This window comes from Arthrobacter alpinus (assembly GCF_900105965.1).
GTDB classification, from domain to species: domain Bacteria; phylum Actinomycetota; class Actinomycetes; order Actinomycetales; family Micrococcaceae; genus Specibacter; species Specibacter alpinus.
Map to the genome: position 1 here is coordinate 368731 of NZ_FNTV01000002.1, position 15889 is coordinate 384619.

General features: G+C 54.5%; 18 protein-coding genes. 10 read left to right on the top strand and 8 right to left on the bottom strand.

Going from position 1 to position 15889, the window contains the following annotated elements; all coding sequences use genetic code 11:
* Positions 1–1486: 1486 nt before the first annotated feature.
* The gene (locus BLV41_RS21255; protein ID WP_074713833.1) at positions 1487–1741 is read left to right on the top strand and encodes a hypothetical protein; all 255 of its coding nucleotides are present in this window, start codon (positions 1487–1489) and stop codon (positions 1739–1741) included.
* A 243-nt stretch (positions 1742–1984) separates the two neighbouring features.
* Here the strand turns inward: BLV41_RS21255 and BLV41_RS21260 are convergent, their stop codons facing one another.
* From BLV41_RS21260 to BLV41_RS21280, 5 genes are all read right to left on the bottom strand, one after another.
* A complete protein-coding gene (locus tag BLV41_RS21260) occupies positions 1985–2842 on the bottom strand; it encodes a helicase associated domain-containing protein (RefSeq protein WP_074713454.1) in 858 nt (285 codons plus the stop codon).
* Between the two features lie 69 nt (positions 2843–2911).
* Positions 2912–4735 (bottom strand): LexA family transcriptional regulator, encoded by a 1824-nt coding sequence (locus tag BLV41_RS21265; RefSeq protein WP_244517040.1) that lies wholly within the window; start codon positions 4733–4735, stop codon positions 2912–2914.
* 189 nt (positions 4736–4924) lie between these two features.
* Positions 4925–5152, bottom strand: coding sequence for a hypothetical protein (locus BLV41_RS21910; protein ID WP_139244486.1), 228 nt, complete (start codon positions 5150–5152; stop codon positions 4925–4927).
* A gap of 213 nt (positions 5153–5365) precedes the next feature.
* A complete protein-coding gene (locus tag BLV41_RS23140; RefSeq protein WP_170835536.1) occupies positions 5366–6088 on the bottom strand; it encodes an MBL fold metallo-hydrolase in 723 nt (240 codons plus the stop codon).
* Complete coding sequence (locus tag BLV41_RS21280; protein WP_139244487.1) at positions 6085–6489, bottom strand: hypothetical protein; 405 nt, start codon at positions 6487–6489, stop codon at positions 6085–6087. Before BLV41_RS21280 ends, BLV41_RS23140 begins: the two co-directional genes overlap by 4 nt.
* Positions 6490–7200: 711 nt before the next feature.
* On the opposite strand from BLV41_RS21280, the gene BLV41_RS21285 reads away from it, so the two are divergent.
* Entirely contained in the window at positions 7201–7941 is a 741-nt protein-coding gene (locus tag BLV41_RS21285; protein WP_170835537.1) for a hypothetical protein, read from the top strand.
* Here BLV41_RS21285 and BLV41_RS21290 read toward each other — a convergent pair.
* Positions 7928–8251: a helix-turn-helix transcriptional regulator gene (locus BLV41_RS21290; RefSeq protein WP_139244489.1), complete on the bottom strand. Its 324-nt coding sequence runs from the start codon at positions 8249–8251 to the stop codon at positions 7928–7930. The genes BLV41_RS21285 and BLV41_RS21290 overlap by 14 nt on opposite strands.
* Positions 8252–9795: 1544 nt before the next feature.
* Between BLV41_RS21290 and BLV41_RS21295 the strand changes: the two genes are divergently transcribed.
* Positions 9796–10119, top strand: coding sequence for a helix-turn-helix transcriptional regulator (locus BLV41_RS21295; RefSeq protein WP_139244489.1), 324 nt, complete (start codon positions 9796–9798; stop codon positions 10117–10119).
* On the opposite strand, the gene BLV41_RS21300 is transcribed toward BLV41_RS21295, so the two are convergent.
* The gene (locus BLV41_RS21300) at positions 10106–10423 is read right to left on the bottom strand and encodes a hypothetical protein (RefSeq protein WP_074713834.1); all 318 of its coding nucleotides are present in this window, start codon (positions 10421–10423) and stop codon (positions 10106–10108) included. The genes BLV41_RS21295 and BLV41_RS21300 overlap by 14 nt on opposite strands.
* A 4-nt stretch (positions 10424–10427) precedes the next feature.
* Entirely contained in the window at positions 10428–11180 is a 753-nt protein-coding gene (locus BLV41_RS21305; RefSeq protein WP_074713835.1) for a hypothetical protein, read from the bottom strand.
* Between the two features lie 781 nt (positions 11181–11961).
* Here BLV41_RS21305 and BLV41_RS23145 point away from each other — a divergent pair.
* The 7 genes from BLV41_RS23145 to BLV41_RS23160 form a co-directional block, all read left to right on the top strand.
* The gene (locus BLV41_RS23145) at positions 11962–12684 is read left to right on the top strand and encodes an MBL fold metallo-hydrolase (RefSeq protein ID WP_170835536.1); all 723 of its coding nucleotides are present in this window, start codon (positions 11962–11964) and stop codon (positions 12682–12684) included.
* Between the two features lie 212 nt (positions 12685–12896).
* Positions 12897–13124, top strand: coding sequence for a hypothetical protein (locus BLV41_RS21320; protein ID WP_139244486.1), 228 nt, complete (start codon positions 12897–12899; stop codon positions 13122–13124).
* Positions 13125–13313: 189 nt separating this feature from the next.
* On the top strand, positions 13314–14138 hold the full coding sequence (locus BLV41_RS21325; protein ID WP_139244553.1) for a hypothetical protein: 825 nt from the start codon (positions 13314–13316) through the stop codon (positions 14136–14138).
* Positions 14139–14835: 697 nt separating this feature from the next.
* The gene (locus BLV41_RS22255) at positions 14836–15012 is read left to right on the top strand and encodes a hypothetical protein (RefSeq protein WP_170835559.1); all 177 of its coding nucleotides are present in this window, start codon (positions 14836–14838) and stop codon (positions 15010–15012) included.
* A gap of 233 nt (positions 15013–15245) precedes the next feature.
* Entirely contained in the window at positions 15246–15509 is a 264-nt protein-coding gene (locus tag BLV41_RS23150; RefSeq protein ID WP_139244554.1) for a helicase associated domain-containing protein, read from the top strand.
* 18 nt (positions 15510–15527) lie between these two features.
* Positions 15528–15683: a helicase associated domain-containing protein gene (locus BLV41_RS23155; protein ID WP_170835560.1), complete on the top strand. Its 156-nt coding sequence runs from the start codon at positions 15528–15530 to the stop codon at positions 15681–15683.
* A partial coding sequence (locus BLV41_RS23160; RefSeq protein ID WP_170835561.1) for a helicase associated domain-containing protein occupies positions 15638–15889 on the top strand: 252 nt, incomplete at its 3' end. The genes BLV41_RS23155 and BLV41_RS23160, both read left to right, overlap by 46 nt.

A 15889-nucleotide genomic window follows, 5' to 3' on the forward strand; every position in this document is an offset into this window, starting at 1 on the left:
TATCAATCCACCAATCCGTCATGACATAATTATTTAAATCCAAACAATCCTGCTTTTTCTTGAGAACTACACCAAGGAACAGCGAAACGTAGGTGTCGAGGCAAACTTTGCCCACGACGCGACCCTCACCTTGACACGGTCTCCGCCTGACCAGACGGTCGCTAATATATGTCTATCAATCTGTCATGACATAATTATTTAATATTCAGATGCGCTTATCATTAGAGGCGGTTTGTAACCTGACCGGAAGTGGGCCTGAAGGGGCGAGTACCTTGCCGCTCCGATCACATACACCTATTCCGCTGCAGTACCTACTCTCGGACAAACGAGTGTCCAACTGGCTGATCCGCTAAGTGGCCACAAATCAAACAATCTGTCATGACGTATTTAATTTCAATCCGTGCTCTATCATTTTTCATTCGTGTTTATTCTCGAGTCATACTTCGTGCTGTATACGAGAACGGAAGATGGGGGGATAGGCATTGAAGTTTGTCAGTTCCACGCCAGTAAGTCAGTGGCCGTCATCCGCGTAAGAATCGATGATGTACAGGTCCGCTGTCATTTTTCGTCACGATCTGTGTTTGGGAGCGAGAGAGTCATCCTCATGAAGTAGCCGCGTAAGCGGCTTGGCGGTGCCGTTGTAGGGCTGATTTCTCGTCGTCGTAGGGGATCCAGGGTCGCCCTTGTTGCTTTCTTGATCGTAAATATCTTCTTCTTGGATCACTTGCTCAGGGAACCGTTCACGATGGGCGTGACACTGCCTGCGTTGTGCCCGGATGAGAGCACTTTGGAGTTCGTAGTCTTCCTGGACAACTAACCCCTCTGCGATTCTTGCCAGGTTGGCGATGTGAATGATCAGCCGAACTCCGTGCGGGCGTTCCACCATAGACACTTCTGCCGGGATGGTGGGTTCTTTGGAGGCGGTGGGGCGGATCAACCCGGTGCCCCGGACAATGTCTGCCATTGTGGGGGAGCGGCGCCCCCGTTCCACGGACTCCTAGATGAGGGCTGAGGATGCCCCAGGGGCTCTGAATGCTGTCCGGATCGTGGATTCCTACCTTTGCGTCAAGCAGTGGCTTTTGCATCATCCTCCAATTGCTCCGGCCGGACTAACAAGTAACTATCGGATCGCTTTCCGCGGGCTTCATCGAGTTTAGACAGCATCCACCAGAGTGTTTGACCAGGAAGGGAGCCGGCTCCCGATAGTGCTGTGGTGTGTGTCCCTTTCCCCGGCAAAACCAAGGATCGCTCGAAAAAGCAAACCTCAGGATTATACCTTCACAGCCAGTATGTGCGAGACGGTGGTCAAGGAACGAGTACAGAACGTTTTCAAGATCATTGCCCTCCGCCCGGACAGAGACGCTGGAACGAAGACCCCCGTTCCAGCGTAGGGGCAGTGCGGTTAGACTCGCGGAGTCCTGACTGGCGGTTACCCGCCTAACGTGCTTACAGTGACCGCATTACTCGCGTATAGGAGTTGGATCACATGCCTTTGAAGCCTCTGAATACCATGGCCGGTATTACGGCCGCTATTGCACTTGCTGCCGGAGGCCTCACTGTTGCTGCGCCCGCGCGGGCCGCGGGCTACTCATACCTGTACCCGGCGGGCTTCAGCACGCAGTCCGCATGCAACACGAAACGCCTCACGATGAACTCTTCCTGGACCCGCGCGAGTCAGTGCTTCATCATGACCGACACCGGGAAAGCTGTGTGGAAATTCTCCGTCACTGTGCATGGATAGCCTCGCCGTAGTTCCGAGGGTGGACCATCTTGCCTTTTAGCAACCGTGATCCATTGTCGGTCCTCCCACCGACGAACCCTTAAGGTGTCTGGTCCCGGCTTGGGACCAGCGGTTGGCGCTAAACTTTCTTCAGTTCCTACTCAACCCCAGAATAGTAGCCCCCTGAAGAGGCATGGCCCTGGTAGGACTGTTCATCACTTACATGGTGTTCAAAATCTTCCCTCTGGGGCTCAGTAGGGGTCGCTAGAGGCGGACTCCTAATGATTCCAGACGTGCCTGCCGTTCAGGGAGTAAGGTTCCTTTTTTGAACGCGATGCGTTGGTTCTTGATCCAGGTACCTAGCTTCACGTCACCCTCGATAAATCGTGTAGGGACATTCGCTGTCTTGTGCTTCTCCTTGTACGTAGTGACTAGAGCAAAGTGGTGTTCCCAGCTGGCATCGTTGAGGCTCCACACCACGCCGAGGTTTTCCAAGGCCACAATGCGCTCGGAGCTGATGGTACCCACGCGGTACGCCCTGCGCTGGGTCTGCAACCAGGTCCCAAGGTGAAGGCCTTGGTAGGTGCATCCATCTGGAGCATTCACGTGGCCATACTCTTCTCGGTAGGATTCTAATATCGAGAAGGCGTCCTTCCATGATCGTTTCTGGTTCTCCCATGAGATTCCAGCCTTCTCTAACGACGCCACCCGTTCGGGGCTCAGCTGTCCACGCCTGTACTTCATCCGTTGTTTGCCTACCCAGACACCCAACGGGACACCATCGGTCACAAAAGACTGGGGCACCTCTACATTGCCGTGCTGATCCCGATAGAGCAGCAACAGATCGTATCGCTTCGCCCACAGGCTTTGATGATGAGGCATCCACTCCATGCCAAGGTCAGCCAGCCGCGCGGCACGATCCGCGGGCAGCTTTCCTTTTGCTTGAGATTCTCGTTGGGTTTTAACCCACCGACCAAGACTCATGCCACGAAAAATGAGGGTGTTCTTCACCTCCACAGTCCCATGAACATCTCGATAGTCCTCTAAGAGCAAGAACATTTCATCCCACACCAGATCACGGACGGTAGCGGTCTTCAGTGGGAGATTAATCAGAGTAGTCATACTTCTTAGGAGGCAACTGCGGACTAATTATCACGCAACTCCTCAGAACTCGTTTCCGACGAGCTGCGGTTAGGCGGCGAGTAGGTGCCGGTCCCAGGCGCTGAGTTCGCCGTAGTCGTCGGGGACCCAAGAATCCCATTCGGAAATTTCCTGGTCGTAGATGTCTTCCTCCCGGATCACCGGCTCAAGGAAGCGTTCGAGATAGGCGTGCCAAGCCTGTCGTTGGGCCCGTATCAGGGAGCACTGGTATTCATAGTCTTCTTGAACACCCAACCACTCCGCAATATGCCGCAAGTTGGTGGCGTGGAGGATCTGCCAAGCCCCGTGGTGTCGCTCGATCATGGACACCTCCGCCAGCGTCATCAGTTCCTTATGGACGGTGGGCCGGCTAAGACCGGTTGCCCGCACAATATCCGCTGTGGTGGGGGAGTGGCGGCCACGTTCGATGGCTTCATAAACAAGTGCGGCTGGGGCACCCAGTGCCCTGAACACGGGGCGAATCCCGTAGATCTTGCCCTTACGCCAGGCATGAGCTTTCGCAACGTCCTTCCACTGCTCTGGCAACCCCAACAGGTAGCTATCAGCGTGGCGGCCCTGGGCGTCCTGAAGCTTGGAGAGCATTCCACCGGAGTGCCTAACCAGGCGGGGAAGAAGGCGGGCAATAGTGCCATGGTGCTTACCCATCTCCCTAGCAAAAGACCGGCACCCCACATCAACCAATAGAGTTCCTTTAGCCCTAGCGAAACCAATCACAGCGCGCAGAAGGAACCGCAGGGTGATACCTTCACGCCCAGTTTCAGCTAGACGTTGGTCAAGGATCGCGTAGAGCACATTTTCAAGATCATTGATTTCAGCCATCACCGACGCGGGGGAACGAACCTCAGCAGTGCCCCCGCCGTGGGTTAAGGGATGGCCTGTGTCGCATTTATTGCTATATTCTTTCCCAGCATTAGGGACTCCCTGTTTCTGGGCTACCCACGCTTGGGCTTTGTCCCATTCGAGGGGCAACAGCCGGCCTAGGTGTGCCATGTCTTGGTAGAGGGCAGCGAGACCAGCGAAGTCAGTTGTCAGGCGTTCCTGAACTTGGGGAAGAGTGATCGAGAAGTTAGAGAGGTGGGACAGGACAGCCATACGAGCTTCCGAGGCGCTCTTGTAGCGGGCAGTGTCGTAGATCCCGGTGCGGGCAACCTTACGCAACACCGATGTGCCGCGAGCCGACAGAAGGCCGGTAGTTCTGGGTGTGGTGGCCACGGTCAGACCCGCTGTGGTGCGGGCATCTTTGCGTGTCCGCACCTGGCGGATAGATGCAGCCAGTGCGCGACGCAGGGCAGCCACGGCGGTGGCAGGGTTGCGTAGGCGCATGATGTCGTACGCCTCGTGCAGGGGAGTGTCGAGGACCTGGTGGCCCGTCATGGACTTATGCCAAGAACCCGGAGGGCGGATACAACCATCGGTGATGTTCTGGTGTGGTCCAGGGTCAAGACTCGGGAAACGAGACGCGAGAGCTTCCACAAGCTCGCGGGCATCCTCGGCCGCCAAACGTTCTACCAAGGGAATGTAGATGTGACGGCCACCGCTGGGAGAGTGGTCTGCCACGAACCGAAGCCCACACGAAGTCACTAGTGCGCTGATGGCGGCCGCGTCAGCATCCACCACGCCTTGCAGAGCTTTGGAAGTATCAAGATCCAAACACAATGTCTGCACGGATCCATCCGAGCCGTGAACCATGACGGCGGCCGCGCGGTTTGGCAGCGATCGTGTAATGCGAGGCGGGACCAACCGGGGGCGAGGGTACTTTCCTGCCCTCGTGGCAAAACGCATGACGGGAGCGCCGGCTATCAAGGACGCCAACGAGGCCCATGCCTGAGCATGGACAGATGCCTCGACTGACACTCCGTGTGTGTCAACTGAGCTGGTTGTACCCAAAAAAGCATGTGCGTGTATGATGGAGTTATTCCTTAGCAAGAGCGGGCATGACAAAGCCGCTGTTGTCGAACTAGTTTGAAACGGATTCCGGGAAGTTTCACGGTTTCAAACTAGAGAGTTTTTCAGTCAAGGCCCGCCTAGTGCGGGCCTTCTGCTTTAAGAAGCCTGCGCGATAGGCAAAGCCCCCTGCGTGCGTAGTTGTTCGAGGTCAACGGCATCGAGGTGGGCTTCGATGATGGGCGCCATGTAGTCGATACCATTTGTATCGAGAATTTCGAGCAGCTCAAAGAGCTTCGCAGTCCGCTCCATGTCGAGCTTGACTGTGAACGAATGCCGTTGTCCCTTGGAGGGTCGGCCAATACGAGATTTCGTCACTGGTGCCATAGGGTCAATTATGTGCGTTTCATCAAATGAAAATGGGCATTTGGCAACCGTTGGGCGTGTCATCCGGTTGGACTCGCTGACAGGCGTGACGAGATTGGTCGCTACGAAGTGAGTCCTAGTCTTGGCACGGGACGCAGTTGACATGGTTTCCCTCTCTGCTCGTCGCTTGCCTCTAACACTAAGAATACATCTAAAGTGCAATTCTACGCTTTATCAGTACTTGGGTGCTCCATGCCCTGGCAACCAGGCAGCAGCTTCTAGGTCTTGTAGGTGCTTGAATGCAAGACCGGCGGCAGCATTGTCACCCTGAAAAATTTCGTGAAGCATTTGGGGTCCACTCTCCGAAGAGATTGCATGCCCGGTTACCCAAGCGTCACCAGTCGCAATCGCCATTCCGTCTTGGAGATTGAAGGCAGCATGGCCCGGGGTATGCCCTGGCGTCATGATCACCCTAGGACTCCCTGGCAGATCCAGCCTGTCGTGATTATGGAAGACCCCAGTCGGTTCCAGGGACACCTTTGTCAGGCCTCCAGCTTGTATCGCATCGTGCATCCAGACGGACACAAGTGGATCACCCTGGAGAGCAAGTACGTCATCAAGGGTTACCTGGGAAGCTACTACTCCCCGAAGAACATCTGCCTCTTGGTCGCTACAAAGAACAGGGATTCCGTACGTGCTCGACAGCAACTGGAGGGGGCCTACATGATCCACGTGAGCATGGGTGACCAAAATTGCAGTGCAATCGCTCCAAGACAGGTCCAGATGCGAAATGGATTTCTCGACATTGGCCAGATCTGCGGGGTATCCACAATCGATCAATGTGAAATCTCTGCCCTCCGTGGCGACAACCCAATTTGAACCCGGACCTTCAAAGTGATGGATTTGGTCAGCAACGGTTGTGGCTCGTTCAGCAGCTACCCAGTTTTCAAGACTCAAGGCAGCAGCTTCCCTGTTGATTCTTTAGCCACTGCTCGAACGAGGGCGCCACGATTTAGGCGAGCGGTTTCGGTATCCATGATGACTACTCCGTGAGATTGCAGCACTTCGAGGGCCTCCACAATCGACCCTTCCTTGAGCTGAGTTGCCTGTTCTATGTCCCTTGCAGATAGGGGCTTAGCTGATCTTCCGATCGTCCTCAGAACGATTGTGCAAGCCTCACTGAAGAGGGGCATTGCAGGATCACTTGGGAGGCAGTATTGGGTTTCACTCATGGATATCTCCGGGAGGTCTGTCATCGGAAACAGCCAACCGGGCATCCGCCAGGAGAGCATCAGTTCTGCAACTGCAGAAGCGAGATTAATTCCAGCGGTTGCATGAAAATAAGTCAAATTGGTCACTTTCAGGCTGTCAAACGTGGATGCCAGTGTTTCTCCGGTAGGTTTGTATCCCTTCTTGAAGCCCGCGCTCCCTAATTCCTCCCGCGAATCCGGGCAATCGTTCCGGTTCGTTTAGGCTTACGGAGCCTTGGAGATCCTGACCTGAATGCAAGTGATGAGGGATGGAACCTTAGAACATTCATCCGATTGGACAGTTTTTGCGTTCAAGTGCGTAGATATTTCATCCGATTGGACAGTATTACCTGCGCTCTCTCCAAAGTGCTCGAATTCGCGTACCAAAATCGGTGAATCGCACTCTTTATAGGTAGGGCATGAGGATTCTTCCGACCCATGACAGTTGGGCCCTAACGGCCGTAAAAGGATATTGAGAGGTGCCGGATGGAAAATGTGGAGTTGAGCGCAGCCGCTTGGATTCTGGTTGATGTCCTTGAGACGGGGGCGCTGGGCCTACTTTCTGTTGGTAGTTCCCATTTTCCGGGTTCATCAGTTAGGAAGAACCTGGACCAGAGAGCCAGATTGCTGCTCATGGAGAACCTGCGCACTGCAATCCAGCAAGGATCCTTGGTTGACAAGATTGAGGTCAATGAAGGGGCGACATGGCGAGTGCTCGTGGAGCCTATTAGGTCTCCAACCACGGGCCAAGTGGTGGCAGCGCATTGCATTTATGCTGCCCCGGATACAGCGTTGCCTCCTAAGCCAATCATCGGTTCCTTGGAATGGAAGATCGACCCAAAGACGGGTGCAATTGAATCCGAGTGGAATGCTGGGATGTACGAACTTTACGAACTCGTCCCTGACGCCGGACCTAGCCCAACTGGCGATATGACGCAGTGGGTCAATCAGTTCATTGCTCCCGAAGATCAAGCCATCATGAAGATGACGATTGACGCCTCTATCTCCGCTCATGACGGGGAACGGTACATCGTTTCTTACCGGATCAAAACCGGTGGAGAAGACGGTGGCGTGAAGATCCTGCAAGTATCGGGGCGAGTCACCACATCCCCACTCAACGGATCAATATGGTTGCGAGCCATCACTCGGGAGATTGGCTCTATGGCATCAAGCATCATGCCGGAAGGTCTGAAAGTCGACACCTCAGGCCTTCTTCAAGCCCTGTTGAACCTCAGTGATGACATGATTTTCTTCGCTGTTGATTCCACAACCTGGCAAATCTTCATGCCCTCGCCCAACTTGGAAAGTCATGGGCTGGCCGTCGGCGAGGGCGGGTTCCTGGCAAATATGATTGCCCCTGCGGATCTTCAAGATTGTCTTGTGTACCTGACCAAACAGCTGACAGCAACCGCACCACTAGCATCCAGAAGGAAATTCAACTTCCAAACAGTTTCCGGGGTCAACGTGCCTATGACTATGGCTTCAGAGCCCTTTGCCACCGAGACGGACAAGGGTCGATACATAGCTTGCCGGCTTGTTCAGGAAGTCAATTCCCGCTGACGTAGTCCAGCCAAGCCTGTTGTAGCTCGTCACAACGGGCGGTATCAAGAGTGAACACTATGGCCCGTCTGCCCTGTTCTGAACGTAGCCGAGGCTTAATGACCCCCGTGCTTTCGAGCACGTCGAGGGCCCCGTTGAGGGTGGTGCTCAAAATGTTCAGGGAAGCCCGGATCTCAGCCTTCGTCGCGCCTTCAGGGCGCGATCGCAGAAAACGGACAACCCCAGCTCGCACACTGTTTCCCAGTGCCTGCACCGCAGCTTCAACGAGATCAGACCAGGCGGGATCTTCAGTGCGGATAATTCGGGGCATGTAGTTCATCATACGACCTTTCGCGTATAAGCGGTCGACACAACACATTGCAGATACCTCATGTGCGATCGAATTTCAATGTCTTAAATGTTGTTTACTTCTTAAACATAATCTACACTTAAAACATCACCAAGACAGTTTGAACCCGAGTTTGGACCCGTAGCGGTCTTTAAGCGTGAAATAACCATGACTGGAAGGCACGACTCCAACGCCTTTGTGTCAGCCAAGTCGTCCGCGGAGAGCATAAAAGTCGACAAGTTCCCTCGCCGACAAAGAAGGCTACAGCCGGGACAGGATCGAAATTGATCACCCGTCTGACAGCGTGCGCTAGATACCTCCACGGTCGATACCTCAACACCCTTGATAGGACATACCTTCATGACGACTCCGGCAGTGGGCTCTACTTCTTTGTTCTCAGACGTAACACCAACACGACCGCTAACAGCTAAGGAACAGGCTGCTGTTCAGCTCACTCGACGAATCAGAATCAGTCTAGAAAGCGCCTACACACTGATTGTCGAAGCGTTTTGAGTCCCGTGCGTGGGAAGCCCTTGGTTACCAAAGCTGGGATATGTACTGCAAGGGCGAATTCAGTGGCATGAACCTCCAACCACCTCTGGAGCAAACGCGAACAGGTCATATTGTCCGATGCGTGAGGCAGGGATGTCCTCACGAGCCATTAGGTTGCTGCGACTGAGCTATTCACTAGACTCGACCGTGGCCCAGGACTGCTTCGAAATGCGCGAATCTACCAGGTGTTGCATCATGCCAACACCTGGTAGAGAGAATTCCGCTGGCGAAGAGCATCTACCTGCCACGGTCGAGTAGCTTCCTGAAGTATCGAGTTACGCAGAATCCATTATAGGTTGCTCGTGAGGACATCCCTGCCTCACGCATGCGACAATATGACCTGTTCGCGTTGCTCCAGAGGTGGTTGGAGGTTCATGCCACTGAATTCGCCCTTGCAGTACATATCCCAGCTTTGGTAACCAAGGGCTTCCCACGCACGGGACTCAAACGCTTCGACAATCAGTGTGTAGGCGCTTTCTAGACTGATTCTGATTCGTCGAGTGAGCTGAACAGCAGCCTGTTCCTTAGCTGTTAGCGGTCGTGTTGGTGTTACGTCTGAGAACAAAGAAGTAGAGCCCACTGCCGGAGTCGTCATGAAGGTATGTCCTATCAAGGGTGTTGAGGTATCGACCGTGGAGGTATCTAGCGCACGCTGTCAGACGGGTGATCAATTTCGATCCTGTCCCGGCTGTAGCCTTCTTTGTCGGCGAGGGAACTTGTCGACTTTTATGCTCTCCGCGGGACGACTTGGCTGACACAAAGGCGTTGGAGTCGTGCCTTCCAGTCATGGTTATTTCACGCTTAAAGACCGCTACGGGTCCAAACTCGGGTTCAAACTGTCTTGGTGATGTTTTAAGTGTAGATTATGTTTAAGAAGTAAACAACATTTAAGACATTGAAATTCGATCGCACATGAGGTATCTGCAATGTGTTGTGTCGACCGCTTATACGCGAAAGGTCGTATGATGAACTACATGCCCCGAATTATCCGCACTGAAGATCCCGCCTGGTCTGATCTCGTTGAAGCTGCGGTGCAGGCACTGGGAAACAGTGTGCGAGCTGGGGTTGTCCGTTTTCTGCGATCGCGCCCTGAAGGCGCGACGAAGGCTGAGATCCGGGCTTCCCTGAACATTTTGAGCACCACCCTCAACGGGGCCCTCGACGTGCTCGAAAGCACGGGGGTCATTAAGCCTCGGCTACGTTCAGAACAGGGCAGACGGGCCATAGTGTTCACTCTTGATACCGCCCGTTGTGACGAGCTACAACAGGCTTGGCTGGACTACGTCAGCGGGAATTGACTTCCTGAACAAGCCGGCAAGCTATGTATCGACCCTTGTCCGTCTCGGTGGCAAAGGGCTCTGAAGCCATAGTCATAGGCACGTTGACCCCGGAAACTGTTTGGAAGTTGAATTTCCTTCTGGATGCTAGTGGTGCGGTTGCTGTCAGCTGTTTGGTCAGGTACACAAGACAATCTTGAAGATCCGCAGGGGCAATCATATTTGCCAGGAACCCGCCCTCGCCGACGGCCAGCCCATGACTTTCCAAGTTGGGCGAGGGCATGAAGATTTGCCAGGTTGTGGAATCAACAGCGAAGAAAATCATGTCATCACTGAGGTTCAACAGGGCTTGAAGAAGGCCTGAGGTGTCGACTTTCAGACCTTCCGGCATGATGCTTGATGCCATAGAGCCAATCTCCCGAGTGATGGCTCGCAACCATATTGATCCGTTGAGTGGGGATGTGGTGACTCGCCCCGATACTTGCAGGATCTTCACGCCACCGTCTTCTCCACCGGTTTTTGATCCGGTAAGAAACGATGTACCGTTCCCCGTCATGAGCGGAGATAGAGGCGTCAATCGTCATCTTCATGATGGCTTGATCTTCGGGAGCAATGAACTGATTGACCCACTGCGTCATATCGCCAGTTGGGCTAGGTCCGGCGTCAGGGACGAGTTCGTAAAGTTCGTACATCCCAGCATTCCACTCGGATTCAATTGCACCCGTCTTTGGGTCGATCTTCCATTCCAAGGAACCGATGATTGGCTTAGGAGGCAACGCTGTATCCGGGGCAGCATAAATGCAATGCGCTGCCACCACTTGGCCCGTGGTTGGAGACCTAATAGGCTCCACGAGCACTCGCCATGTCGCCCCTTCATTGACCTCAATCTTGTCAACCAAGGATCCTTGCTGGATTGCAGTGCGCAGGTTCTCCATGAGCAGCAATCTGGCTCTCTGGTCCAGGTTCTTCCTAACTGATGAACCCGGAAAATGGGAACTACCAACAGAAAGTAGGCCCAGCGCCCCCGTCTCAAGGACATCAACCAGAATCCAAGCGGCTGCGCTCAACTCCACATTTTCCATCCGGCACCTCTCAATATCCTTTTACGGCCGTTAGGGCCCAACTGTCATGGGTCGGAAGAATCCTCATGCCCTACCTATAAAGAGTGCGATTCACCGATTTTGGTACGCGAATTCGAGCACTTTTGGAGAGAGCGCAGGTAATACTGTCCAATCGGATGAAATATCTACGCACTTGAACGCAAAAACTGTCCAATCGGATGAATGTTCTAAGGTTCCATCCCTCATCACTTGCATTCAGGTCAGGATCTCCAAGGCTCCGTAAGCCTAAACGAACCGGAACGATTGCCCGGATTCGCGGGAGGAATTAGGGAGCGCGGGCTTCAAGAAGGGATACAAACCTACCGGAGAAACACTGGCATCCACGTTTGACAGCCTGAAAGTGACCAATTTGACTTATTTTTCATGCAACCGCTGGAATTAATCTCGCTTCTGCAGTTGCAGAACTGATGCTCTCCTGGCGGATGCCCGGTTGGCTGTTTCCGATGACAGACCTCCCGGAGATATCCATGAGTGAAACCCAATACTGCCTCCCAAGTGATCCTGCAATGCCCCTCTTCAGTGAGGCTTGCACAATCGTTCTGAGGACGATCGGAAGATCAGCTAAGCCCCTATCTGCAAGGGACATAGAACAGGCAACTCAGCTCAAGGAAGGGTCGATTGTGGAGGCCCTCGAAGTGCTGCAATCTCACGGAGTAGTCATCATGGATACCGAAACCGCTCGCCTAAATCGTGGCGCCCTCGTTCGAGCAGTGGCTAAAGAATCAACAGGGAAGCTGCTGCCTTGAGTCTTGAAAACTGGGTAGCTGCTGAACGAGCCACAACCGTTGCTGACCAAATCCATCACTTTGAAGGTCCGGGTTCAAATTGGGTTGTCGCCACGGAGGGCAGAGATTTCACATTGATCGATTGTGGATACCCCGCAGATCTGGCCAATGTCGAGAAATCCATTTCGCATCTGGACCTGTCTTGGAGCGATTGCACTGCAATTTTGGTCACCCATGCTCACGTGGATCATGTAGGCCCCCTCCAGTTGCTGTCGAGCACGTACGGAATCCCTGTTCTTTGTAGCGACCAAGAGGCAGATGTTCTTCGGGGAGTAGTAGCTTCCCAGGTAACCCTTGATGACGTACTTGCTCTCCAGGGTGATCCACTTGTGTCCGTCTGGATGCACGATGCGATACAAGCTGGAGGCCTGACAAAGGTGTCCCTGGAACCGACTGGGGTCTTCCATAATCACGACAGGCTGGATCTGCCAGGGAGTCCTAGGGTGATCATGACGCCAGGGCATACCCCGGGCCATGCTGCCTTCAATCTCCAAGACGGAATGGCGATTGCGACTGGTGACGCTTGGGTAACCGGGCATGCAATCTCTTCGGAGAGTGGACCCCAAATGCTTCACGAAATTTTTCAGGGTGACAATGCTGCCGCCGGTCTTGCATTCAAGCACCTACAAGACCTAGAAGCTGCTGCCTGGTTGCCAGGGCATGGAGCACCCAAGTACTGATAAAGCGTAGAATTGCACTTTAGATGTATTCTTAGTGTTAGAGGCAAGCGACGAGCAGAGAGGGAAACCATGTCAACTGCGTCCCGTGCCAAGACTAGGACTCACTTCGTAGCGACCAATCTCGTCACGCCTGTCAGCGAGTCCAACCGGATGACACGCCAACGGTTGCCAAATGCCCATTTTCATTTGATGAAACGCACATAATTGACCCTATGGCACCAGTGACGAAATCTCGTATTGGCCGACCCTCCAAGGGACAACGGCATTCGTTCACAGTCAAGCTCGACATGGAGCGGACTGCGAAGCTCTTTGAGCTGCTCGAAATTCTCGATACAAATGGTATCGACTACATGGCGCCCATCATCGAAGCCCACCTCGATGCCGTTGACCTCGAACAACTACGCACGCAGGGGGCTTTGCCTATCGCGCAGGCTTCTTAAAGCAGAAGGCCCGCACTAGGCGGGCCTTGACTGAAAAACTCTCTAGTTTGAAACCGTGAAACTTCCCGGAATCCGTTTCAAACTAGTTCGACAACAGCGGCTTTGTCATGCCCGCTCTTGCTAAGGAATAACTCCATCATACACGCACATGCTTTTTTGGGTACAACCAGCTCAGTTGACACACACGGAGTGTCAGTCGAGGCATCTGTCCATGCTCAGGCATGGGCCTCGTTGGCGTCCTTGATAGCCGGCGCTCCCGTCATGCGTTTTGCCACGAGGGCAGGAAAGTACCCTCGCCCCCGGTTGGTCCCGCCTCGCATTACACGATCGCTGCCAAACCGCGCGGCCGCCGTCATGGTTCACGGCTCGGATGGATCCGTGCAGACATTGTGTTTGGATCTTGATACTTCCAAAGCTCTGCAAGGCGTGGTGGATGCTGACGCGGCCGCCATCAGCGCACTAGTGACTTCGTGTGGGCTTCGGTTCGTGGCAGACCACTCTCCCAGCGGTGGCCGTCACATCTACATTCCCTTGGTAGAACGTTTGGCGGCCGAGGATGCCCGCGAGCTTGTGGAAGCTCTCGCGTCTCGTTTCCCGAGTCTTGACCCTGGACCACACCAGAACATCACCGATGGTTGTATCCGCCCTCCGGGTTCTTGGCATAAGTCCATGACGGGCCACCAGGTCCTCGACACTCCCCTGCACGAGGCGTACGACATCATGCGCCTACGCAACCCTGCCACCGCCGTGGCTGCCCTGCGTCGCGCACTGGCTGCATCTATCCGCCAGGTGCGGACACGCAAAGATGCCCGCACCACAGCGGGTCTGACCGTGGCCACCACACCCAGAACTACCGGCCTTCTGTCGGCTCGCGGCACATCGGTGTTGCGTAAGGTTGCCCGCACCGGGATCTACGACACTGCCCGCTACAAGAGCGCCTCGGAAGCTCGTATGGCTGTCCTGTCCACCTCTCTAACTTCTCGATCACTCTTCCCCAAGTTCAGGAACGCCTGACAACTGACTTCGCTGGTCTCGCTGCCCTCTACCAAGACATGGCACACCTAGGCCGGCTGTTGCCCCTCGAATGGACAAAGCCCAAGCGTGGGTAGCCAGAAACAGGGAGTCCCTAATGCTGGGAAAGAATATAGCAATAAATGCGACACAGGCCATCCCTTAACCCACGGCGGGGGCACTGCTGAGGTTCGTTCCCCGCGTCGGTGATGGCTGAAATCAATGATCTTGAAAATGTGCTCTACGCGATCCTTGACCAACGTCTAGCTGAAACTGGGCGTGAAGGTATCACCCTGCGGTTCCTTCTGCGCGCTGTGATTGGTTTCGCTAGGGCTAAAGGAACTCTATTGGTTGATGTGGGGTGCCGGTCTTTTGCTAGGGAGATGGGTAAGCACCATGGCACTATTGCCCGCTTCTTCCCCGCCTGGTTAGGCACTCCGGTGGAATGCTCTCCAAGCTTCAGGACGCCAGGGCCGCCACGCTGATAGCTACCTGTTGGGGTTGCCAGAGCAGTGGAAGGACGTTGCGAAAGCTCATGCCTGGCGTAAGGGCAAGATCTACGGATTCGCCCCGTGTTCAGGGCACTGGGTGCCCCAGCCGCACTTGTTTATGAAGCCATCGAACGTGGCCGCCACTCCCCCACCACAGCGGATATTGTGCGGGCAACGGTCTTAGCCGGCCCACCGTCCATAAGGAACTGATGACGCTGGCGGAGGTGTCCATGATCGAGCGACACCACGGGGCTTGGCAGATCCTCCACGCCACCAACTTGCGGCATATTGCGGAGTGGTTGGGTGTTCAAGAAGACTATGAATACCAGTGCTCCCTGATACGGGCCAACGACAGGCTTGGCACGCTATCTCGAACGCTTCCTTGAGCCGGTGATCCGGGAGGAAGACATCTACGACCAGGAAATTTCCGAATGGATTCTTGGGTCCCCGACGACTACGGCGAACTCAGCGCCTGGGACCGGCACCTACTCGCCGCCTAACCGCAGCTCGTCGGAAACGAGTTCTGAGGAGTTGCGTGATAATTAGTCCGCAGTTGCCTCCTAAGAAGTATGACTACTCTGATTAATCTCCACTGAAGACCGCTACCGTCCGTGATCTGGTGTGGGATGAAATGTTCTTGCTCTTAGAGGACTATCGAGATGTTCATGGGACTGTGGAGGTGAAGAACACCCTCATTTTTCGTGGCATGAGTCTTGGTCGGTGGGTTAAAACCCAACGAGAATCTCAAGCAAAAGGAAAGCTGCCGCGGATCGTGCCGCGCGGCTGGCTGACCTTGGCATGGAGTGGATGCCTCATCATCAAAGCCTGTGGGCGAAGCGATACGATCTGTTGCTGCTCTATCGGGATCAGCACGGCAATGTAGAGGTTGCCCCAGTCTTTTGTGACCGATGGTGTCCCGTTGGGTGTCTGGGTAGGCAAACAACGGATGAAGTACAGGCGTGGACAGCTGAGCCCCGAACGGGTGGCGTCGTTAGAGAAGGCTGGAATCTCATGGGAGACCAGAAACGATCATGGAAGGACGCCTTCTCGATATTAGAATCCTACCGAGAAGAGTATGGCCACGTGAATGCTCCAGATGGATGCACCTACCAAGGCCTTCACCTTGGGACCTGGTTGCAGACCCAGCGCAGGGCGTACCGCGTGGGTACCATCAGCTCCGAGCGCATTGTGGCCTTGGAAAACCTCGGCGTGGTGTGGAGCCTCAACGATGCCAGCTGGGAACACCACTTTGCTCTAGTCACT